18 protein-coding genes and 1 other annotated feature are annotated in these 21,659 nt (G+C 41.2%); of the genes, 2 read left to right on the top strand and 16 right to left on the bottom strand.

Going from position 1 to position 21,659, the window contains the following annotated elements; translation table 11 throughout:
* Window positions 1-28: 28 nt before the first annotated feature.
* From uvrC to zapA, 12 genes are all read right to left on the bottom strand, one after another.
* Window positions 29-1,801 carry an excinuclease ABC subunit UvrC gene (gene uvrC, locus ACZ5XR_RS21325; RefSeq protein WP_464498467.1) on the bottom strand — a complete coding sequence of 591 codons (1,773 nt, stop codon included), beginning with the start codon at window positions 1,799-1,801 and terminating at the stop codon, window positions 29-31.
* A gap of 125 nt (window positions 1,802-1,926) precedes the next feature.
* A complete protein-coding gene (trxA, locus tag ACZ5XR_RS21330) occupies window positions 1,927-2,241 on the bottom strand; it encodes a thioredoxin (RefSeq protein WP_464498468.1) in 315 nt (104 codons plus the stop codon).
* 163 nt (window positions 2,242-2,404) lie between these two features.
* Window positions 2,405-3,382, bottom strand: a complete 978-nt coding sequence (locus ACZ5XR_RS21335) for an electron transfer flavoprotein subunit alpha/FixB family protein (RefSeq protein WP_464498470.1) — start codon at window positions 3,380-3,382, stop codon at window positions 2,405-2,407.
* Between the two features lie 36 nt (window positions 3,383-3,418).
* On the bottom strand, window positions 3,419-4,192 hold the full coding sequence (locus ACZ5XR_RS21340; RefSeq protein ID WP_464498471.1) for an electron transfer flavoprotein subunit beta/FixA family protein: 774 nt from the start codon (window positions 4,190-4,192) through the stop codon (window positions 3,419-3,421).
* A gap of 118 nt (window positions 4,193-4,310) precedes the next feature.
* The gene (locus tag ACZ5XR_RS21345; protein ID WP_464498472.1) at window positions 4,311-5,084 is read right to left on the bottom strand and encodes an enoyl-CoA hydratase; all 774 of its coding nucleotides are present in this window, start codon (window positions 5,082-5,084) and stop codon (window positions 4,311-4,313) included.
* Between the two features lie 26 nt (window positions 5,085-5,110).
* A complete protein-coding gene (locus ACZ5XR_RS21350) occupies window positions 5,111-5,701 on the bottom strand; it encodes a TetR/AcrR family transcriptional regulator (RefSeq protein WP_464498473.1) in 591 nt (196 codons plus the stop codon).
* 187 nt (window positions 5,702-5,888) lie between these two features.
* Window positions 5,889-7,589: an AMP-binding protein gene (locus ACZ5XR_RS21355; protein WP_464498474.1), complete on the bottom strand. Its 1,701-nt coding sequence runs from the start codon at window positions 7,587-7,589 to the stop codon at window positions 5,889-5,891.
* A 226-nt stretch (window positions 7,590-7,815) separates the two neighbouring features.
* Complete coding sequence (locus ACZ5XR_RS21360; protein ID WP_464498475.1) at window positions 7,816-8,223, bottom strand: DUF350 domain-containing protein; 408 nt, start codon at window positions 8,221-8,223, stop codon at window positions 7,816-7,818.
* A 20-nt stretch (window positions 8,224-8,243) separates the two neighbouring features.
* Window positions 8,244-10,601 (bottom strand): endonuclease MutS2, encoded by a 2,358-nt coding sequence (locus tag ACZ5XR_RS21365; RefSeq protein WP_464498477.1) that lies wholly within the window; start codon window positions 10,599-10,601, stop codon window positions 8,244-8,246.
* A 16-nt stretch (window positions 10,602-10,617) separates the two neighbouring features.
* Window positions 10,618-12,336, bottom strand: a complete 1,719-nt coding sequence (gene polX, locus ACZ5XR_RS21370) for a DNA polymerase/3'-5' exonuclease PolX (protein ID WP_464498478.1) — start codon at window positions 12,334-12,336, stop codon at window positions 10,618-10,620.
* A gap of 72 nt (window positions 12,337-12,408) precedes the next feature.
* On the bottom strand, window positions 12,409-12,963 hold the full coding sequence (locus ACZ5XR_RS21375) for a CvpA family protein (protein ID WP_464498480.1): 555 nt from the start codon (window positions 12,961-12,963) through the stop codon (window positions 12,409-12,411).
* 4 nt (window positions 12,964-12,967) lie between these two features.
* The gene (zapA, locus tag ACZ5XR_RS21380; protein ID WP_464498481.1) at window positions 12,968-13,246 is read right to left on the bottom strand and encodes a cell division protein ZapA; all 279 of its coding nucleotides are present in this window, start codon (window positions 13,244-13,246) and stop codon (window positions 12,968-12,970) included.
* A 136-nt stretch (window positions 13,247-13,382) separates the two neighbouring features.
* On the opposite strand from zapA, the gene rnhC reads away from it, so the two are divergent.
* Window positions 13,383-14,318, top strand: coding sequence for a ribonuclease HIII (gene rnhC / locus ACZ5XR_RS21385; RefSeq protein WP_464498482.1), 936 nt, complete (start codon window positions 13,383-13,385; stop codon window positions 14,316-14,318).
* 657 nt (window positions 14,319-14,975) lie between these two features.
* Here rnhC and pheT read toward each other — a convergent pair.
* From pheT to ACZ5XR_RS21400, 3 genes are all read right to left on the bottom strand, one after another.
* Window positions 14,976-17,390, bottom strand: a complete 2,415-nt coding sequence (pheT, locus tag ACZ5XR_RS21390; protein WP_464498483.1) for a phenylalanine--tRNA ligase subunit beta — start codon at window positions 17,388-17,390, stop codon at window positions 14,976-14,978.
* A gap of 144 nt (window positions 17,391-17,534) precedes the next feature.
* Window positions 17,535-18,572, bottom strand: coding sequence for a phenylalanine--tRNA ligase subunit alpha (gene pheS, locus ACZ5XR_RS21395; RefSeq protein WP_464498485.1), 1,038 nt, complete (start codon window positions 18,570-18,572; stop codon window positions 17,535-17,537).
* A gap of 197 nt (window positions 18,573-18,769) precedes the next feature.
* Window positions 18,770-19,007 (bottom strand) — a binding site (T-box leader).
* A 49-nt stretch (window positions 19,008-19,056) separates the two neighbouring features.
* Entirely contained in the window at window positions 19,057-19,815 is a 759-nt protein-coding gene (locus tag ACZ5XR_RS21400) for a TrmH family RNA methyltransferase (RefSeq protein ID WP_464498486.1), read from the bottom strand.
* Window positions 19,816-19,922: 107 nt separating this feature from the next.
* Between ACZ5XR_RS21400 and sspI the strand changes: the two genes are divergently transcribed.
* A complete protein-coding gene (gene sspI, locus ACZ5XR_RS21405; RefSeq protein WP_464498488.1) occupies window positions 19,923-20,132 on the top strand; it encodes a small acid-soluble spore protein SspI in 210 nt (69 codons plus the stop codon).
* Between the two features lie 428 nt (window positions 20,133-20,560).
* Here the strand turns inward: sspI and ACZ5XR_RS21410 are convergent, their stop codons facing one another.
* A complete protein-coding gene (locus tag ACZ5XR_RS21410) occupies window positions 20,561-21,646 on the bottom strand; it encodes a M42 family metallopeptidase (protein WP_464498489.1) in 1,086 nt (361 codons plus the stop codon).
* Between the last annotated feature and the right edge of the window lie 13 nt (window positions 21,647-21,659).

A 21,659-nucleotide genomic window follows, 5' to 3' on the forward strand; every position in this document is an offset into this window, starting at 1 on the left:
TAGCATAGTCCCATTTTTGTGACAATGCCTAGGACTGAAGTTTTTTGATTAATTCCTCCGCGACATTTACAGGGATTCCAATCGCTGTAAATTCCTCTATACTCGCTTCTTTCATTTTTTTCACCGAACCAAACTGTTTTAACAATAGCTTTTTCCGTTTTTCACCCACACCAGGTATATCATCAAGGAGGGATTGAAATGCACTTTTCCCACGGGTCTGCCGATGGAACGTAATCGCAAATCGGTGTACCTCATCCTGAATTCTTTGCAGCAAATAGAATTCCTGGCTGTTTCGGGCAAGAGGAATGATCTCAAGTGGATTCCCGTACAGTAATTGCGAGGTACGGTGCTTTTCATCTTTTACTAACCCGGAAAGAGGAATATCCAACCCAAGCTCATTCTCCAGCACGTCCCGTACTGCTTCAACATGACCCTTCCCGCCATCGATGATAATCAAATCCGGGAGCGGAAGTTCCTCCTTTAATGCCCGTGAGTATCTTCTCCTCGTAACTTCTCTCATCGATTCATAATCATCCGGACCTATAACCGATTTTATTTTATATTTGCGGTATTCCCGTTTATTCGCTTTTCCATCCGTAAAAACGACCATAGCAGAAACAGGGTCTGTCCCCTGGATATTTGAGTTATCAAATGCTTCAATGCGGTGAGGTGTATAAATTCCAAGCAGTTCACCTAGGTTTTCGACTGCTTTAATCGTTCTTTCCTCATCTTTTTCAATCAGTGAGAACTTTTCGTTCAAAGCAATTTTTGCATTCTTAATCGCCATTTTTACGAGATCCTTTTTTTGCCCCCGCTTAGGCTGCAACACTTTTACTTCTAAAAGCTGTTCTGCCATTGCCAAATCCACTTCATCCTGAATGAGAATTTCCTTTGGCTTAAAATGATTGGCTTTCTGATAAAATTGACCCAAAAATGTAAGGATTTCTTCCTCTGGCTCATTATAAATCGGAAACATGGAAACATCCCGTTCAATCAGCTTCCCTTGGCGGACAAAAAAGACCTGCACGCACATCCACCCTTTATCAACGGCGTAGCCAAACACGTCTCGGTCAGTAAAATCGGTCATCGTGATTTTTTGCTTTTCCATAATCGTTTCGATATGAACGATTTTATCACGGAATTCCTTGGCCCGTTCAAAATCAAGCTCTTCCGCAGCAGCTGTCATTTTTTCCGTTAATTCTTTTTTAATATCCGTAAAACCGCCATTTAAAAACCGGGTAATCTCATCAGTCATCTGCCTATACTGTTCTTCAGCAATATCATTTACACACGGTGCCAGGCATTGTCCGAGATGGTAATACAAACAGACCCGATCAGGGAGAGTTGAGCATTTTCTTAATGGATAGAGACGATCAAGAAGCTTTTTCGTTTCATTCGCTGCTCCAACATTCGGATATGGTCCAAAATACTTACCTTTATCTTTTTTGACTTTCCTCGTAATGATTAACTTCGGATGCCTTTCCGCGGTCAGCTTGATAAACGGGTAGCTTTTGTCATCCTTCAGCATGATGTTGTATTTGGGATCATATTTCTTGATTAAATTTAATTCAAGAAGAAGTGCTTCAATATTTGATGAAGTCACTATATATTCAAAGTCTTCAATTTCATTCACAAGCCTTAAGGTCTTCCCGTCATGCGATCCGGTAAAATAGGAGCGGACACGGTTCTTTAATACCTTTGCTTTCCCCACATAGATGATTGTCCCTTGACGGTCTTTCATCAAATAGCAGCCCGGCTGGTCTGGGAGTAATGTCAGCTTTTGCTTGATTGTTTCATTCATTTAGGCCACTCCGCTCCGTCCATAATTTTTCTATATCGATAAAATTGTAAAACAAACCTAATATAAAGGAAAGTTAAAAAAACCTTAGCCGATAAAAATCAGGCTAAGGTTTTTTTAACTAATAATTAAATATGCTTTTCTAAAACACCAGCTAGTGCTTCTTTTGGCTGGAAGCCGACTACCTTGTCAACGACTTCACCATTTTTGAAAACGAGTAATGTAGGAATGCTCATCACGCCATATTTAGCAGCTGTTTCCTGATTATCATCTACATCTAATTTAACAATCTTTACTTTATCGCCGATTTCTGAGTCAAGTTCATCAAGAACTGGAGCTATCATTTTACAAGGTCCGCACCAAGGAGCCCAGAAATCTGCAAGTACAAGGCCTGAACCTGTTTCAGCAGCAAAATTTTGATCTGTAACATGTGAAATTGCCATTTTTGTTGCCCTCCTAAAAAATACTTGAAATACTACCGAAAGTATATCACCGTTTGAAACATCATGCTAATTTTTTGATTGGATGCAATTTTCCCAATGATTATATCTTATTCGGCAGCGATAAAAACGAGCGGGTTTTTCGCCGCTCGTTCTTTCCTACTTATTATGAGTGTACTTTTAATTTTTTAAACTCTTCCGTTAATAATGGAACAACCTCAAATAAGTCTCCAACAATTCCATAATCGGCCACTTTGAAGATGTTTGCTTCCGGATCTTTATTGATGGCAACGATCACTTTGGAGTTGGACATACCTGCTAAATGCTGAATGGCTCCGGAGATTCCACAGGCAATATAAAGGTCTGGCGTTACAACCTTACCGGTTTGCCCGATTTGCAGGGAGTAATCGCAGTAGTCGGCATCGCAGGCACCGCGGGAAGCGCCAACCGCGCCGCCTAATACTTGGGCTAACTCTTTTAATGGAGCAAAGCCTTCGGCGCTTTTTACGCCACGGCCGCCTGAAATCACTACTTTAGCTTCACTAAGGTCCACGCCTTCGCTCGCTTTTCTGACAACCTCTTTAATGATGGCGCGAAGATCTTTAATCTCGACAGAAAGAGCTTCCACTCCGCCAGTTCTGCTTTCATCTTTTTCAAGCGGTGCAATATTATTTGGACGGACAGTTGCAAAAATTAACCCGTCGGTAACAATTTTTTTCTCAAAAGCTTTACCGGAGTAAATGGGTCTTGTAAAAACGATATTTCCGCCGGCTGTTTCAATCGCGGTTACATCGGAAATTAATCCCGATGAAAGCTTTCCGGCAATTCTTGGTGATAAATCTTTCCCCAAAGCTGTATGACCGAAAACTAATCCCTCAGGCTTTTCTTTATCAATAACGGCTAACAAGCTTTGCGCATAACCATCAGAAGTATATTGGGTTAATTTTTCATCTTCCACCACTACAACGCGGTCAGCACCCGATTGGATTAGTTCAGCTCCTAAAGCGCTTACAGCTTTGCCAATTAATACACCTACTACCTCTCCGCCCTCTGCCATAGTTTTCCCGGCAGCAACAGCTTCGAACGATACATTACGTAATGATCCGTCACGGACTTCACCTAATACAAGTACTTTTCTAGACATTCGATTACCTCCTGAAACTTTATTATAAAAAAACGATTAAATTACTTTTGCTTCAGTATGAAGAAGTTGAACAAGTTCTTTTACCTGATCATTTAAATCACCTGATAAAACTTTTCCTGCCTCTTTTTTCGGCGGTAAATAAATTTCAATCGTCTTTGTTTTTGCTTCAACATCGTCTTCTTCAAGATCAAGATCATCTAATTCAAGCTCTTCAAGCGGTTTCTTTTTCGCTTTCATAATCCCAGGCAAGGAAGGATAGCGAGGCTCGTTTAATCCTTGTTGAGCGGTAACCAAAAGTGGAAGGCTCGTTTCAATCACTTCTGAATCTCCTTCAACATCTCGAGTAACGGTTACACTGCTGCCGTTGATTTCCAGCTTTGTAATCGTGGTGACATAAGGAATATTTAATAATTCGGCAACACGAGGACCGACTTGACCAGAACCGCCGTCAATCGCCACATTCCCTGCAAGGATTAAATCTGCCTTCTTATCTTTTAAGTATTCAGCTAGGATTTTGGCAGTCGTAAATTGATCGCCGTATTCAACATCATCTTCAATATTTATTAAAGCGGCTTTATCAGCTCCCATTGCAAGGGCGGTGCGCAGCTGCTTTTCAACTTCTTCATTTCCGACGGAAACGACCGTAACTTCTCCACCAGCCGCATCGCGAACTTGGATTGCCTCTTCGATTGCATATTCATCATAAGGGTTGATGATAAATTCTGCTCCATCCTCATTGATTTTTCCACCGCTTAAGGCAATTTTTTCTTCAGTATCAAAGGTTCTTTTCATTAACACATAAATGTTCATGGTTTCCCTCCTATAAAATTTCGAGCATTCGCTCAGTTTGAAAGATTAAGAAAATTTTTTTCAAAAAAATTTTTATAATAACTTCCCAGCGGGCAGAAATAAACCCGCATACGGAAGTTTATTCACCTTTAAATTGCGGTTCTCTTTTTTCGATAAAGGCTTGGATTCCCTCTTTGCCATCATTTGACATAAACACTTTACCGAATAACTCTGCTTCTTTAGCAGTACCAGCATAAAACTCTTCAGTTTTTGCATAATTCAATAATAATATAGCGGCGCTTAAAGAGCCATGGCTTTTCTTGGAAATTTTCGCCGCAAGCTTATAAGCCTGCTCCAAAACTTCATTTTCCGGATAGGCATGATTGGCTAAGCCATATTGTACTGCTTGAACGCCTGTAATTGGTTCTGAAGTGAAAAGCATTTCCGCTGCTCTTGCAACTCCAACATATTTAGGCAGCCTCTGTGTACCGGCGAATCCAGGTATTAGACCAAGCTGAAGTTCAGGAAGTCCGAGCTTGGCTGTTTCACTTACAAGCCTGATATGACAGGCCATTGCCAATTCCAGTCCTCCTCCAAGGGCCGCACCATGAATCGCTGCAATAATCGGTTTTGGAAACTTTTCCATACGGTCAAATAAATCTTGACCAAACTTTCCAAGCTTCTCAAAGTCTTCTGAAGTAGAGACGGTGGTAAATTCTTTTATATCGGCACCCGCCGAGAAAAAGCGTCCTTCTCCATGTATGACGACAACTTTTAAGTCACGATTGGATTCAATTTCATCAAGGACTCCTGATAATTCCCTCAATAAACCTGATGAAAGGGCGTTTGCCGGAGGTCGATTAATTGTGATAGTGGCAATAGTGTCTTGGTAAGACCAGCTTAAAAACTTCATTGTAATCCTCCCATTCTAAAATGATATCAATTTTCCCTGTTTCCAAATCCATTCACTAATAGATTATGTACTGGGCCTGCAAGCGCATTCAAATCAAACTTTTCCTCATTCATCACCCATGATGTTACGGTTTCATCAATCGTTCCAAAGATCATTTGCCTGGCAAGCCTTACATCAATGTCCCTGGAGAACTCACCGGATTCTTTTCCTTCTGAAACGATTCTTTCAATCACTTTTAAATACCCTTTAAGTATATCATTTATCCTCTGTCGAAGTTCTTTATTTGATTGACGTAATTCGAGCTGGGTTACGATCGCAAGGTGATGATCATTAGAAAGCATTTTAAAATGTGCTTCGACCATCTTTAATAATTTCTCCGCCGCTGTTTGTTTTCCTGCTATAATTTCTTCTATTTTTTCAACGAAGCTGCCCATTTTTTCCTCAAAAAGAGAGATGAGAATATCTTCCTTGTTTTTAAAATAAAGATAGATGGTTCCATCGGCGACACCGGCCTGTTTAGCAATTTTAGAAACTTGGGCTTGGTGGTACCCATTTTCAGCAATAGCAATGACGGCTGCATCAATGATTTGCATATATTTAGGCTTCATTTTTTTCATATAATCCCCTCCTCCTTTAGAAAAAATGGCTTCGCCTTTCTTGAATATAAAAATGAATGAATCATCATTCATAATTTAATAATAATTTTTAGATGAATTTCTGTCAAGACGCTATACCCACTTTTATGCGATAGGACAAGCCTTTTCTTTCAAAAATAAAGAGGCGAATGGAAGGCCTCAAGGTTGGCTATGCAAGGTTTCCGGTATCTTCCTCTATTTTTCTCTTTTCTTCATCAACAAGTGCTCTTCTTAAAATTTTGCCGACTGCTGTCTTAGGCAATTCTTTTCTAAATTCATATATTCTTGGGGCCTTATAGGCTGCCAAATATTTTCTGGCGAATTGGTTCAATTCATCCTCTGTCACAGCTGTACCTTCTTTTAGGACAATATACGCTTTGACCGTTTCACCCCGATATGGATCAGGGATTCCCGCAACAACGACTTCCAGCACAGCAGGATGTTCGTACAAAACTTCTTCAATTTCCCTAGGATAAATATTATAACCACCGGCGATGATCATATCCTTTTTGCGATCGACAACATAAAAATACCCTTGTTCATCCATGTAGCCCAGGTCGCCTGTCAAAAGCCATCCGTCTTGCAATGTTTGAGCCGTATCCTCCGGTCTGTTCCAATATCCTTTCATGACTTGAGGTCCTTTTACAGCAATTTCACCGATTTCTCCTGCGGGTAAGCGTTCACCCTCTATCGAAAAAATGGCTGCATCCGTATCCGGGTATGGAACGCCAATACTTCCCTTCACACGAGGACGATCCCACAAGAAATTGGCATGGGTGACAGGTGATGATTCTGTTAATCCGTAGCCTTCGACAAGCTTTCCTCCAGTCACTTCTTCAAACTTCTGCTGTACCTCAACGGGCAGCGGGGCTGAACCGCTAATACAGGCTTCGATTGAAGAAAGATCAAATTTTTTTAAGTCTGGATGGTTTAATAATCCGATATAAATGGTTGGCGCACCGGGAAATAGGGTCGGCCGCTGTTTTTGAATGGTTTTTAAAGTCGTTAAAACATCAAATCTCGGTAATAAAATCATTTTTTGCACTTGCATTACCGATAAAATCAATACAGTTGTCATTCCATATACATGGAAAAGCGGTAATATTCCCAGCACCGATTCTTCACCCGTCCTGCATTTATAAAGCCAGGCATGACACATCGCCGCATTGGAAACTAAATTCTTGTGAGTCAGCATGACGCCCTTCGGAAAACCGGTTGTACCTCCAGTATATTGGAGGAGGGCAAGATCTTCTTCAAAATCAAATTCATAATTAATCAGGTCCTGTGGCAATGTTTTTACTACTTCTTTGAACAGATGTGTGCTGCCTTCATGCTTGACATTAACGACAATTCCATACTGTTTTTTCTGGACAAAGGGATAGAGCATATTTTTCGGAAATGGTAAATAATCTTTGATGGCGGTTACAATGATGTTCTTCAAAGTGGTTCTTGTCATCACATTTGATACTCGAGGGTAAAGGATATCAAGTGTGACAATGGCAATGGAACCCGAATCCTTCATTTGGTATTCAAGCTCCCGTTCGGTATACAATGGATTCGTTTGGACAACAATTCCACCTGCCATTAAGATCGCATAATAGCTAATCACCGACTGAGGAGTATTCGGAAGCATGATAGCAACACGATCGCCCTTAGAAATACCAAGGCCTTGCAGATATCCAGCTAATGTTACTGCCTGATCATAAAGCATTTTATAAGTGATTTCTTTTCCCATAAAATGAATCGCAATTTTTTTTGGATATTTTTCAGCAGCATTTACTAAGTATTGCTGGACAGGTTCTGAAGAATATTCCAAGGTAGCAGGGATTTCTTCTGGATAATGTTGAAGCCATGGTTTTATTTCTGTCATTTCAGGCCTCCTTTTAGAAGAATTATTTAAAAATTCCAATATCTGATTCTATTATATTATAGACCTAATACTTAAACAACGAGCAAAAAAAATCACCGCCGGCTCCTTCCAGCGATGATTTCCTGCTTATTTCGCAAAAAACAACATATACCCTAAGCCTATTAGCAAAAACAAGCCGCATAATCCCAGAAGTATTTTAGCTAATTTCTCCACCATTTAACTCCCCTTAAGAAATTCCAGCACCAATAACATAGGACAATCCGATGGAAATGACCATTGAAATAAAGCCAACTGCACGGTTATCTTTTTGAATTTCATCGTCTATTCTAAATTTTGGTGTTAAAAATTCAAAGATAAAATAGCCAACAAGAAGCAGGATGAATCCATATATACCTGAACTGATCATCCTAAGCAATGAATCCTGGTGTTCAATGGAAAAACGAAAAATATTCGCAATCCCAAATATTTTTCCGCCAGTCGCCAGAGCAACCGCCATATTTCCCTTTTTAATCTCTTCCCAATTCCGATATTTAGTAACCATTTCAAAAATCGCTAAAAAGACAATTATGCATAATATGACTACACTATAATAGGCCGCAATTTGAATATACTGGTTCTCCCAAAATTGGTTCATTCCAACTACTCCCCAAATTTTTATTTAAATTCAACTACGGTTACCCCCGAGCCGCCCTCTCCTGCCTCCCCAAAGCGAATTTTCTTTACTGAGCGGTGATTTCGTAAATATTCTTGAACCCCTTGCCTTAGTGCCCCAGTTCCTTTTCCATGGATAATGGAAACACGAGGGTACCCTGATAATAAGGCATCATCAATATACTTTTCTACTTTCAGCAAGGCATCTTCATATCTTTCCCCGCGCAAATCTAATTCTAATTTGACCATCGTCTCCCTGCCTCGGACAATCGCCATCGGCTTCGTTTCTACCTGCTTTGGAGTGCTCAGATATTCCATGTCTTTTTCTTTTACTTTCATTTTCAAAATTCCAATTTGGACCTGCCATTCAGTAGAAGAAACTCTGTCAATTAAAGTTCCCTTTTGATCAAAGGTAAGGACCTTTACCTCATCACCCGGCATAAAGGTTTGTTTTTTACTTTTCTTCGTACCAATTTTATCTGATTTCTTAATTTCAGGCGCTGCATCCTGAAGGCGCTTCCTTGCCTCGATTAATTCGTGCTCTTTAATTTCCGCATTCTTTTCTATCCGCATTTTACGAAGATCGCGGATCACCTTCTCTGCTTCATCCTTCGCTTCTTCAACAATTTTTTCGGCCTTCTCTGCTGCCTTTTCGAGCATTACGTCCTTTTTATCATAGAACTCGATTATTTGTTTTTGCAGGTCCTTATGTAACATCTCTGCCTGTTTTAAATAATCCCGCGCTTCCTCTTGCTCGATTTCAGCCTGCCGCCTGCTTTCCTCCAGCGATGCAATCATTTTATCAATTTGATTCGTGTCCTCACTTATATGTGACCGCGCTGCTTGAATGACCTGTTCATTTAACCCTAAACGTTTAGAAATTTCAAAGGCATTGCTTCTTCCAGGAACACCTAACAACAATTTATAAGTTGGACTTAATGTCTCCACATCAAATTCGACACTGGCATTTAAGACTCCTTCCCGATTATAGCCATATGCCTTTAATTCAGGATAGTGAGTGGTCGCAATCACCCTTGCGCCCCGTTTATGCACCTCATCTAAAATCGAGATTGCCAGTGCTGCCCCTTCCTGTGGGTCCGTTCCGGCACCGAGTTCATCAAATAATACGAGGCTATTAAAATCAACTTTATTTAAGATATCAACAATATTGACCATATGGGATGAAAATGTACTTAAGCTTTGCTCAATGGATTGTTCATCGCCAATATCGGCAAATATGGCATCGAAAACGGCTAATTCAGAGCCATCCAGTGCAGGAATCTGCAAGCCTGCCTGCGCCATTAAAGCACATAGGCCCAGGGTCTTCAATGTGACCGTTTTCCCCCCCGTATTCGGACCTGTGATCACAATGGTCGTAAAATCGCCGCCAAGCATAATATCATTTGCCACCACTTCATCGATCGGGATTAATGGGTGTCTAGCCTTAAATAATCGAATTCTGCCTTCATGATTCATTTTTGGCATGGATGCTTTCATTTTCCGGCCATATCTAGCTTTGGCAAAAATAAAGTCTAAATCAGCTAGTACCTTTACAATTATCTGCAGCTCTGAATCATGCTCGGCAACCCAGCTGGACAGCTCCGTCAGAATTCTTTCAATTTCCAACTGTTCCTTAACCCGAATATCCTGAAGCTGATTGTTTAGTTGAACAATGGTTTGCGGTTCAATAAATAAAGTTTGCCCTGACGAACTTTGATCATGGATAATTCCCCCATAATGCCCCCGATATTCTTGTTTTACCGGAATGACGAAGCGGTCATTACGAATCGTAATAATCGCATCCGACAACATTTTTTGTGCATTTGACGAACGGATCATGCTCTCTAATTTCTCCCTGACCCGCGCTTCATTTGACCTTAGCTGATGTCTCAGGGAGCGGAGAAGCTCACTGGCCCCATCCAATACCTCTCCGCTTTCATCAATCGCCTGTTTGATGGAATGCTCCAGATTTGTCAGCGGGATTATTTGTTCCACTTGTGATGAAAGATGTGGAATCTCCACATTTTCCTCCGCTAAATCCTCAATAAACCTCTTCATTTGCCGGCTTGTATATATCGTACTGGCTGTTTGAACCAATTCATGAGAACTGAGGACACCGCCAATAACAGAGCGTTTTATATGGGTGCGAATATCATGAACACCTGAAAGGGGAACATTTCCTTTTAACCGCAAAACAGTTGTTGCTTCATCTGTTTCCTCTTGCAGCTTGACTACCTCGTCAAATTCCGTCGATGGTATCAATTGCCTTATTTTATCTTTGCCAAGAGAAGAAGCTGCCTCGTCAATCAGCTGTTCCTTCACTTTGTTGAATTCTAGTACCTTTAATGCTCTTTCATGCATTGGAGATCATCCCTCATTATTGTCGATTATGCAAAAAATCAAGTAAATCATTCTTGTTTAATGCGTTTAAAACCGATGACCGTTTAATCCAGCCTTTTTTCGCTGCGGAAACACCGATTTCCATATGTGCTAATGTATCCATTTTATGGGCATCCGTATTGATCACTATTTTGATTCCGGCTGCCTGGGCTTTTCGTAAATAATCAGCAGCCAGGTCAAGCCGGTTTGGATTAGCATTTAACTCTAATGCTGTATTGGTTTCTTTCGCAAGCTCAATCAACAAATCAATGTCGACATCATATCCTTCCCGCCGGCCAATTTTTCTTCCGGTAGGATGGGCAATTAAATCAACATGAGCATTGGTTAACGCTGTTTTTAAACGAGCCATGATTTTCTCCCGTGACTGAGAAAATGCCGAATGAATGGAGGCAATGACAAAATCCATTTCTGCCAGAATATCGTCCTCATAATCCAGTGACCCATCAGGAAGAATATCCATTTCAACGCCTGATAAAATCAAAATATCATCATATTTTTTGTTTAATTTTTTAACTTCATCTCTTTGCTGTAACAGCCTCTCACGTGTAAGCCCATTCGCAACCTTTAGGTATTGCGAATGATCGGTAATCGCCATATATTGATAGCCGCGCGCCCGGCAGGCTTCAACCATGTCCTCTATAGTATGGGCTCCATCACTCCAGGTGGAATGCATGTGAAGGTCACCCTTTATATCCTTCAGCTCAATTAATTCTTCAGCTGCAGAAAACTCCTCTACTTCTTTTCCAACCTCCCTTATTTCAGGAGGGATGAACGGCAGATCAAAATGCTTGAAAAATTCTTCCTCCGAAGAAAAGGTTAACACTTCCCCTGTTTCGATATTTTCCACACCATATTCACTAATTTTCTCACCGCGCTCCTTTGCGAGCTGCCTCATGCGGACATTATGTTCCTTGGAGCCGGTAAAATGATGTAATGTTGTAATAAATTCCTCCGGTTTAACAAGCCGAAAATCAACAGAAATATCATAATCTAACTCAAATACTAAAGAAACCTTTGTATCGCCTGCTCCGGTAACCTCTTTGATATTCTTTAATGCAAGGAGATGTTGTTTCACAATGGTCGCTTGTTCAGTGGCGATGATAAAATCAAGGTCTTTGATGGTTTCCCTCATTCTCCTCAAGCTGCCGGCCCGTGAAAATCGATGAATTTCCGGTATTGTCGCAAGAATCCGTTCAATTCCTTCAGCGATTGGAAGCATATAAGCGATTGGGAGCCGGTCTGGTCTCGTGCCAATATTTTGTATCGCACTTAAAATTTTTTCCTCTGTTTTCTTTCCAAAACCAGGCAAGACTTGTACTTGTCCGTTTTTGCATGCTTCTTCCAAGCTTGTTACGTCCTCTATTCCTAACTCCTGATAAAGCTTGGCAATTTTTTTTCCGCCCAGCCCCGGCAGCTGCAATAATGGAATCAGCCCTTTTGGTACTTCCTCTTTCAGCTCTTTTAAGACAGAGGATGTGCCCTCTTGTATGTATTCATTTATGACGGCGGCAGTACCTTTACCAATCCCTGAAATCGCTGTGAAATCTTCAATTTCGGTTAAACTGCGCTCGTCCGCCTCCAATGCGGCCGCTGCCTTTCGAAAAGCAGATATTTTAAAGGGGTTCTCCCCTTTCAGCTCCAAATAAATGGCAATTGAATCTAAAAGATGAATGACATCTTTTTTATTGACTTCCATCCAGCCCACCTACCTTCTTTTTAGCATTTTCAAAATATCTTTTTTTAAGGCATGAAAAGAAAAACTTCTCTGCTACAGAGAAGTTAAAGCAGTTGAATATGAAATCCACATACTTTTAATTTGCTGTGAAAGGATTGGTGTATGTTTCACCATCGCTGCCGCTAAAATGGAATGATCCATTGGATCCTGCAAAATTTTTATTGGTATCAGGGCTCCAATATATAATAAAATGAAGATAATTAAGTAGACTTCACAAAAACCCAGTATGCCGCCGCCCAGAATGTTTAATTGTTTCAGTATAGGCAAATGGGCAATAAAATCTAGCATGGAACCGATAATTTGCAAGAGTATCTTAACGGCAAAGAAAATGATCACAAAGGCAAGCCCCCGATAAAAAGCCTGCTCCATATTCCCGCTGCCTGTAAGTAATTTTAATGTAGCATTTTCACCCAGATTGGGGTATGGGATCCATAGAACAAGCTTAGGTGCAAATTGTTCATAGTATAAATTTGCCACAATATATGCAATAATAAAACCTGTTAAATGGACAAGCTGGAGGATGAATCCCCTCTTTAAGCCGATAAAAAATCCGATAATTAATAATACAAGAATGGCTATATCCAACATGAATTTATTCAATCCTTTTCTTTTTTAATTCCGCCTGCAGCCGTTCGAATTGATCTTTTATTTTAATATAATCATTGACGGCATTTACTGCTGTTAAAACAGCAAGCTTACTAACATCAAGTGCCGGATTCTTAGAGCTGATTTCACGCATTTTATCATCCACTAACGATACAACGAGCCGAATATGGCCAGGACTTTCTGTCCCAACAATAACGTAGTGCTGCCCGAATATATCGACGGTTGTTCTAGCTTTAGGTGAATTTGACAACCTGAATGCCTCCATTCAAAAGAATCCTAATGTATATCATACCATGAATCCATCTAGGTCGAAAAGTCAAACAAGTTAGAAAAGCCGATGCGGCATTTAATGGCAGCTCCTTTTGCTAGATCATTATCAAATTTGAAAGAGGTGTACACGATTGGCTAATGTTGTTTTAAATTGTACTTTAAGCGAAATCATGAAAATGAAAGAATATTATAGTGCCTATCTAACAGATAAGAATCCAACTGGCAGTTTATTTACTGCCAAAGTATCAGCTTGTTCGATTACCGCCTATAAATCAGGCAAGGTGCTGTTTCAAGGGAATGGCTGTGAGGGGGAAGCTGGTAAATGGGGGGAGGCTGCTGAGAAAAAGCCGACCAAGGCTCCTTCTGCTGCAAAAGGGAACGTCCCTGCTGGAATCAGCTCGATGTCGGTCATTGGCTCTGATGAGGTCGGCACCGGTGATTTTTTTGGTCCGATCACAGTTGTTGCAGCCTATGTTAAAAAAGAAGATATTCCTTTGTTAAAAGAGCTCGGAGTGAGAGATTCAAAGGATTTAAATGATGAAAAAATAATCGCGATTGCAAAAGTTATCAAGGATGTAGTCCCCTTTAGCCTGATGACATTAAAAAATGATAAGTATAATCAGCTGCAGCAATCGGGCATGTCACAAGGGAAAATGAAAGCCATCCTCCATAATCAGGCAATTTTAAACGTATTGGAGAAGATATCGCCTTTGAAGCCGGAAGCAATATTGGTCGACCAATTTGTGCAGGGAAGTACTTATTTTCAGCATATAAAAAATCAAAAGGCGATTGCTCGAGAAAATGTTTATTTCAGTACAAAGGCAGAGGGAATTCATCTTGCTGTTGCGGCCGCCTCCATTCTTGCCCGCTATGCGTTTGTCCAATATATGGATAAATTGAGTGCTGCAGCGGGCTTTACAATTCCTAAAGGGGCTGGTTCTCAAGTTGATGAAGCCGCAGCTAAATTGATTTTGCGGAAAGGGCGGGAGTCTTTGCCCGGATTTGTGAAGCTTCATTTTGCCAACACAGAAAAAGCAATGAATCTTGTCAAAAAAAAGAGGAGCTAAAATCTTAGGCAGGTTTCCTCAAGATTTCAAGCTATATTTTATGTAGTTCTATTGGATTTGGAAGATGCGAAATCTGTCATAAAGAGCAGTTCCCAGTGATTCAATTAAGATCTTCTCTTATTGACCATGAACCTGCTTTTTTGTTGGGTTCGGGCATTAAGTATCTCTCTTATTGACCGCAAGTCTTATTTTTTGCTAGGTTCGGGCATTAAGAATCTCTCTTATTGACCGCAAGTCTTATTTTTTGCTAGGTTCGGGCATTAAGAACCTCTCTTATTGACCGCAAGCCTTATTTTTTGCTAGGTTCGGGCATTAAGAACCTCAATTATTGACCGCAAGCCTTATTTTTTGCTAGGTTCGGGCATTAAGAACCTCTCTTATTGATCGCAAGCCTTATTTTTTGCTAGGTTCGGGCATTAAGAACCTCTCTTATTAACCGCAAGCCTTATTTTTTGCTGGGTTCGGGCATTAAGAACCTCTCTTATTGATCGCAAGCCTTATTTTTTGCTAGGTTCGGGCATTTATTAACTGTAAGCCTATTTAACAAGTTTCGTGCATTACTTATTGCTTATTACAAAAAAAATCGAGTATAAAACCAATAAGGTTTCATACTCGATTTCTTCATTTTCGGAGATAATTAAAATCTTCAAATCCTGATTAGCCCCGTAAAACGGCTCCAGCTTGATCTTTCAATGCTTCTAGCACTTTGTTATGAACCTTTGTTACTTCTTCATCCGTTAATGTTCGTTCCGGGTCAGCATATTTTAATGAGAACGCAATGGATTTTTTCCCTTCCTCCATATGCTCCCCTTCATATAAGTCAAAGACATTTGCTTCTTTGATGAGCGGAACACCAGCGGTTAAAATAATTTCCTTCAATGCGCCTGATACAGATTCCTTGTTTGCAACAAGGGCAATATCTCTTGTAATCGAAGGGAATCTTGGGATCGCTTCATATTGGAGCGGTGCTGCTTCTTCTCCAAGAATCTCTTTCAATGACAGCTCAAATGCATAGGTATCCTTTAGATCAAGCTCTTTTTGGACAGTTGGATGAACTTGACCGATAAATCCAACTTTTTTGCCATTTAACTGAACTTCAGCTGTCCGGCCAGGGTGCATACCTTCAACTCTGGCTTGAACAAAAGCAACCTGCTCCAAAAGGCCAAGCTTGGCAAACATTCCTTCTAAAATCCCTTTTAGTACAAAGAAATCAACCGGCTTTTTCTCTCCCTGCCAGGAATGGCTGTGCCAGAGGCCGGTAATCGCTGCCGCTGCATGTTCTTCTTCAGTTGGCAGTACATCCGCACCATTTGCCAAGAATACAGCACCCGTTTCATAAATAGCCAGGCTGTCATTTTGCCTTGCACTGTTGTATTTTAATACTTCTAATAGCTGTGGCAAAATGCTCAATCTTAGTATACTCCGGTCTTCGCTCATCGGCATTGCCAATCGAATGGTATCCCGCATATCAAGTGCAAATTGTGCTGCTTTTTCTTCGCTTGTTAAGGAGTATGTTACTGCTTGGTAAAGGCCGGCTCCTTCCAGATATTGACGCACAACGCGGCGTTTTTTCTGGTACTCCGTAAGTTTTCCGGGTGTGGTTGAACCGATTGGCAATGTTTTAGGTATATTATCATAGCCATAAAGACGAGCAACTTCTTCAATTAAATCCTCTTCAATTTTGATATCGCCGCGGCGGGTAGGCGCCGTTACGGTAATCACGTCATTTTCAATGGCGGCAACGAATTGCAGGCGGTCAAAAATTGCTTTTACATCTGAAGCATTAAGGTTTGTTCCTAGGACGCGGTTGATTTTTTCAAGTGTGATCGAGACAACTGCGGGTTCTATTGTAAGGGTATCGACTTCTGCTGCCCCCTCCAAAACTTCCCCGCCTGCATATTTTGCCATGAGATAGGCCGCACGTTCACCAGCAGCACGGACGCGATTAGGGTCAACACCTTTTTCAAAACGGGCGCTTGCTTCACTTCTTAAGCCGTGGTCTTTAGAAGCCTTTCTAACGACTGAACCTGTAAAATAAGCAGCTTCTAATAAAACTGTTGTCGTATCAGTCGTTACTTCGGAATTTGCTCCGCCCATAACCCCAGCTAGGGCTACTGGTTCTTTTCCATTCGTAATCACAAGATGATCAGCTGTCAAAATTCGTTCCGCATCATCCAGTGTGACAAACTTTTCTCCATCGTTTGCGCGGCGGACGAGAATTTCTTTGGAACCTAAGCGGTCATAGTCAAATGCGTGTAATGGCTGGCCATATTCTAATAAAATATAATTGGTAATATCGACAACATTATTATGCGGGCGAATGCCTGCTGACATTAATCGAGTTTGCATCCAAAGCGGAGACGGTCCGATTTTTACATTTTTAATGACTTTTGCTGAATATAGTGGGTTATCCTCTTTCGCATCCACAACAATTTTAATATAATCCGTTGCTTTTTCATCACTGGACTCAAGGTTGATTTCTGGAAGCTTCACATCTCTCCCAAGAATAGCTGCCACTTCGTATGCAACGCCAAGCATGCTTAAGCAGTCGGAACGATTCGGTGTTAAGCCAAGCTCAAGAACTTCATCATCTCTGTTTAATAAGGCAATTGCATCAGTGCCGACTTCTGCATCTGAAGGAAAAACAAAAATTCCCTCTGAATATTCTTTTGGTACCAATTTTGCTTCCATGCCAAGCTCGGTAAGCGAGCAAATCATTCCATTGGATTCCTCACCGCGAAGCTTTGCCCGCTTGATCTTAAAGTCCCCTGGCAAAACTGCTCCAACCGTTGCAACAGCTACCTTTTGACCTTGTGCCACGTTTTTTGCCCCGCAAATAATTTGCACCGGTTCTCCTTGACCAATATCAACAAGGCATTTGCTTAATTTATCAGCATTTGGATGCTGCTCACGTTCCTGGACGTAGCCGACAACCACTCCTTTAATGCCTTCGTTAAGCACTTCCACACCTTCAACTTCAATACCGCTTTTCGTAATTTTTTCGGCTAATTCTGCAGCCGTTACTCCCGTTAAATCCACATAATCCTGGAGCCATTTATATGAAACGAACATGTCGTCATCCTCCTTTTATTATCCAGCTACAGTGCCTAGCCCCTCGAGGTCTTAAGCCAATCCAGCAAGAAGGTTAAAGAACAACCTTCCCGCCGGCTCGTCTTAAGCTTGTCGGGGCTGCCCAAGGCACTTCCGCTTTTATTGTTATTCGTGTTTTGAAAATTGTTTTAAGAACCGTACATCATTTGTATAGAAATGACGAATATCATCTACCCCGTATTTCAACATGGCAATCCGCTCAGGACCCATTCCGAAAGCAAAACCGGTATATTTTTTAGAATCATAACCCGCCATTTCGAGTACATTTGGATGCACCATACCAGCGCCAAGGATTTCAATCCAGCCTGTTTGCTTACAAACATTACAGCCGCTGCCGCCGCAAATTTTACAAGAAATATCCATTTCAACAGATGGCTCCGTGAATGGGAAAAAGCTAGGGCGCAGGCGGATTTCACGATCTTCACCAAACATTTTCTTCGCAAATACCTCAAGGGTACCTTTAAGATCACTCATGCGAATATTTTCACCGACCACTAAGCCTTCAATTTGCATGAACTGATGGGAGTGTGTCGCATCATCATTATCGCGGCGGTACACTTTGCCTGGGCAGATGATTTTAATTGGCCCTTTGCCATCGTGTTTTTCCATTGTCCGCGCTTGAACAGGTGAAGTATGAGTTCTAAGCAGGATTTCCTCTGTAATATAGAAAGAGTCCTGCATATCGCGGGCAGGGTGGCCTTTCGGCAAATTAAGAGCTTCAAAGTTGTAATAATCCTGCTCAACCTCAGGCCCTTCTGCCACTTGATAACCCATGCCAATAAATAAATCTTCAATTTCCTCAATGATTCTTGTTAAGGGATGGTGGTTCCCTGCTTTTACCGGGCGGCCTGGAAGAGTGACATCAATTGTTTCCGAAGCTAATTTTTCAAGTACTGCCGCTTCCTCTAACTCAGCTTGCTTTGCCTCTATTTTTACAGCTATCGCCTCGCGTACCTCATTGGCCAGTGCTCCCATGACAGGACGCTCTTCTGCGGAAAGCTTGCCCATGCCGCGTAATACTTCAGTGATTGGACCTTTTTTACCTAAGTAGGCAACACGAATATCATTCAAATCTCGTAAGCTGGAAGATTGTTCAATCTTCTCGATTGCTTCCTCCTGCAATTCCTTTAAACGTTCTTGCATTGGATTTCCTCCTTTAAATTAACCTTTTTTCTGGGGCGGGGATTTACTTTTTTGATTCATTCCGCGCATTTGAAACGGAATACCGCCGACTTTTTTCTTAATTCCGCCAACTTTGGAAATAATTCCACGGGTTTTAGCCATAATTCCGCGAAACTATTTTGGATGCCTCCAAATCAAACAAAAAAACCCCATCCCTGGAAAGGGACGAGGTTTATAGTCGCGGTACCACCCTTGTAAACACTTTATGTACAAAACATTTGTGTTCGCTTCATTCGAATAACGGCTTTTGCCGGCGCATCTTTACATATTAAAATGGTCCTGATGCCAACTCGGGAGGTGAACTTCTCTTCTCTGTTTCCTAAAAGTGCTTTCAGTCACGGCACTTTTTCCCTAAAAGGTCTTGGACAAGATACTTTTCTCCGTCATCGTTTTTCAAATATTCATATTGCAGATTATTATATAATAATTTTTATTGCGTTTCAAATCATTTTGAGCCCAATTTTAAATAATAAATCAGAATACCTGTTGCAACCGCCACATTTAAAGATTCACTTTTCCCGTAAATCGGAATATAGAGGTTGGCAGTTGTATGGGCTAAAAGATCCTTGTTGACCCCATTCCCTTCGTTACCAACGATTAAAGCAAAATTTTCAGTAGGTACGGTATCGGTATAAACGGAAGCCTGTTCCAAGGCCGTACCAAAGACAGGAATTTGGCGATTCTTTAGTTTCTCAACCCAAATGTTTAGATCTCCCCGGATGACAGGAAGGTGGAAATGGCTTCCCTGTGCAGAGCGAAGGACCTTTGAATTAAAGTGATCCACACTGCCGCTTCCAACAATGACGGCGTCAATTCCCGCTGCATCGGCCGTCCGGATCATTGTCCCTAAATTGCCGGGGTCTTGGACTGCATCAATGAATAAATAGGTTTTAGCATCCTCTGCCTGCCATTCCGGCTGCCTGCAGACTGCATATATTCCTTGTGGTGCTTCTGTATCCGATAGTGCGTTGGATATTTCTTCTGTTACGGTTGTGACTGGTGTTGTTCCAGAATCCCAGCGCGGAGGCAAACCCACTTCTTCTGAAACGATGATTTCTACCACAAACTTTTCAGCTTTCAGCGCCTCTTCCACTAAATGGAAACCTTCCACTAAAAACAAGCCCGTTTTATCCCGTTCTTTTTTGGTTTGCAGCTTTTTCCATTGTTTAACCTGCGGATTTTGAACAGATTGAATATGTTTCAACTCATGAATCTCCTTTAAAAACGCTTTTTAATTTCCTAATTATACATAATTAAACCAAAATTAGAAATCATATTAGAGTAATACAGGATAAAAAGGAGTGTGTAATCATGAACTTAAACTTAAGAAATGCGATTATCCACAATGTTTCTGGCAACTCACAAGCGGAACTGGAAGATACAATTGTTGATGCCATCCAAAATGGCGAAGAAAAAATGCTGCCCGGCTTAGGCGTATTATTTGAAGTCATTTGGAAAAATTCATCTGAGGAAGAGAAAAAAGAAATGCTTTCTTCTCTTGAAAACGGGTTAAAACAATAGCTGTCTTTTCCCTGCTGCCGATCATAAATCGGCAGCTTTTATTTATGAACCTTTTTCCAATCAGTCTTTCCTCAACAAAACATGCTCTTTTTTCCTATCAAAACGTAAAATGTAAAAAATATGGATTGGTGATCGAATGCCCACTATCATTACCGGTACTAACGGATCATTATATTTAGGTTTTCCTTCACCGACGTTTGGTGCTTGGAATCAGATCATACATTATGATCCTTATAGTTTTCATATAGGCCATAACATCGTTCACTTTACACCAGTCCTTTTTGGACACCCATCTGCGTTTCCATATCTAGGACCATATGTCCCCTTTAGGAAACAGCCCTTACTTCTCCCTTAACTTCTTTGCTGCGAACTAACTCCTAGAAGCATTGAAATAATAAAGAGGCTGCCCATTTGCAGCCTCTTTCAATTTATTCGAACGTAATTTTATCCACCGTTTCGCGGTCTAAGCGCTTGATGACTTCAACGATTAGTTTTACTGCGTTTTCGTAGTCATCACGGTGAAGCATTGCAGCATGTGAATGGATATAACGTGTTGCAATCGTAATGGCTAGTGCAGGAACACCGTTACGAGTCAAATGGATAGAGCCGGCATCTGTTCCACCGCCAGGAATGGATTCAAATTGATATGGAATGCTCAGCTCATCGGCGACATCTGTTACAAAATCACGTAAGCCTTTATGTGCCACCATTGAAGCATCATATACAACGACTTGAGGTCCTTTGCCCATTTTGCTCATTGCTTCTTTCTCTGAAATTCCAGGTGTATCACCGGCAATACCTACGTCTACAGCAAAGCCGATGTCCGGCTGAATTTTGAAAGTGGCCGTCTTAGCTCCACGCAATCCAACCTCTTCTTGAATGGCCCCTACCCCATAAACAACATTTGGGTGATCCACGCCTTGCAGCTGTCTTAGAACATCAATCGCAATTGCACAGCCAATACGGTTATCCCAAGCTTTTGCTAAAAGCATTTTCTCATTGTTCATGACGGTAAATTCAAAATAAGGAACCACCATATCTCCAGGACGAACACCCCATTCCTGGGCTTCTTCACGGCTGGATGCACCGATATCAATGAACATATCTTTAATTTCAACTGGTTTCTTCCGTGCTTCAGCAGATAATACGTGTGGCGGTTTTGAGCCGATGATACCGGTTACATCACCTTTGCGTGTCACAATGGTCACACGCTGTGCAAGCATCACCTGCCCCCACCATCCGCCGACAGTTTGGAAGCGAAGGAAGCCTTTATCATCGATTGCTGTGATCATAAACCCTACTTCATCTAAGTGGCCGGCAACCATAATCTTTGGTCCACCTTCTTTACCAGTCTTTTTGGCAATTAAACTGCCTAGACCATCAGTTGTTACTTCATCCGCAAATGGTTCTATGTATTTTTTCATCACTTCACGAACTTCACGCTCATTGCCGGGTATTCCTTTGGCATCGGTTAAGTCCTTAAACATGGTTAATGTTTCATCTAATTTTGCCATTGTTTCGCCCCCT

The sequence above is a fragment of the Neobacillus sp. Fa239 genome (genome assembly GCF_055395235.1).

Bases quoted from the DNA above. Each gene is read 5' to 3' on its own strand.
- uvrC (WP_464498467.1), bottom strand. From the start codon at position 1,801: ATGAATGAAACAATCAAGCAAAAGCTGACATTACTCCCAGACCAGCCG.
- ACZ5XR_RS21350 (WP_464498473.1), bottom strand. From the start codon at position 5,701: ATGAAAAAAATGAAGCCTAAATATATGCAAATCATTGATGCAGCCGTC.
- pheT (WP_464498483.1), bottom strand. From the start codon at position 17,390: ATGTTCGTTTCATATAAATGGCTCCAGGATTATGTGGATTTAACGGGA.
- ACZ5XR_RS21375 (WP_464498480.1), bottom strand. From the start codon at position 12,963: ATGTTGGATATAGCCATTCTTGTATTATTAATTATCGGATTTTTTATC.
- ACZ5XR_RS21345 (WP_464498472.1), bottom strand. From the start codon at position 5,084: ATGAAGTTTTTAAGCTGGTCTTACCAAGACACTATTGCCACTATCACA.
- zapA (WP_464498481.1), bottom strand. From the start codon at position 13,246: ATGGAGGCATTCAGGTTGTCAAATTCACCTAAAGCTAGAACAACCGTC.
- polX (WP_464498478.1), bottom strand. From the start codon at position 12,336: ATGGAAGTCAATAAAAAAGATGTCATTCATCTTTTAGATTCAATTGCC.
- sspI (WP_464498488.1), top strand. From the start codon at position 19,923: ATGAACTTAAACTTAAGAAATGCGATTATCCACAATGTTTCTGGCAAC.
- ACZ5XR_RS21410 (WP_464498489.1), bottom strand. From the start codon at position 21,646: ATGGCAAAATTAGATGAAACATTAACCATGTTTAAGGACTTAACCGAT.
- ACZ5XR_RS21365 (WP_464498477.1), bottom strand. From the start codon at position 10,601: ATGCATGAAAGAGCATTAAAGGTACTAGAATTCAACAAAGTGAAGGAA.
- ACZ5XR_RS21340 (WP_464498471.1), bottom strand. From the start codon at position 4,192: ATGAACATTTATGTGTTAATGAAAAGAACCTTTGATACTGAAGAAAAA.
- ACZ5XR_RS21335 (WP_464498470.1), bottom strand. From the start codon at position 3,382: ATGTCTAGAAAAGTACTTGTATTAGGTGAAGTCCGTGACGGATCATTA.
- trxA (WP_464498468.1), bottom strand. From the start codon at position 2,241: ATGGCAATTTCACATGTTACAGATCAAAATTTTGCTGCTGAAACAGGT.
- ACZ5XR_RS21360 (WP_464498475.1), bottom strand. From the start codon at position 8,223: ATGAACCAATTTTGGGAGAACCAGTATATTCAAATTGCGGCCTATTAT.
- pheS (WP_464498485.1), bottom strand. From the start codon at position 18,572: ATGCAAGAACGTTTAAAGGAATTGCAGGAGGAAGCAATCGAGAAGATT.
- ACZ5XR_RS21355 (WP_464498474.1), bottom strand. From the start codon at position 7,589: ATGACAGAAATAAAACCATGGCTTCAACATTATCCAGAAGAAATCCCT.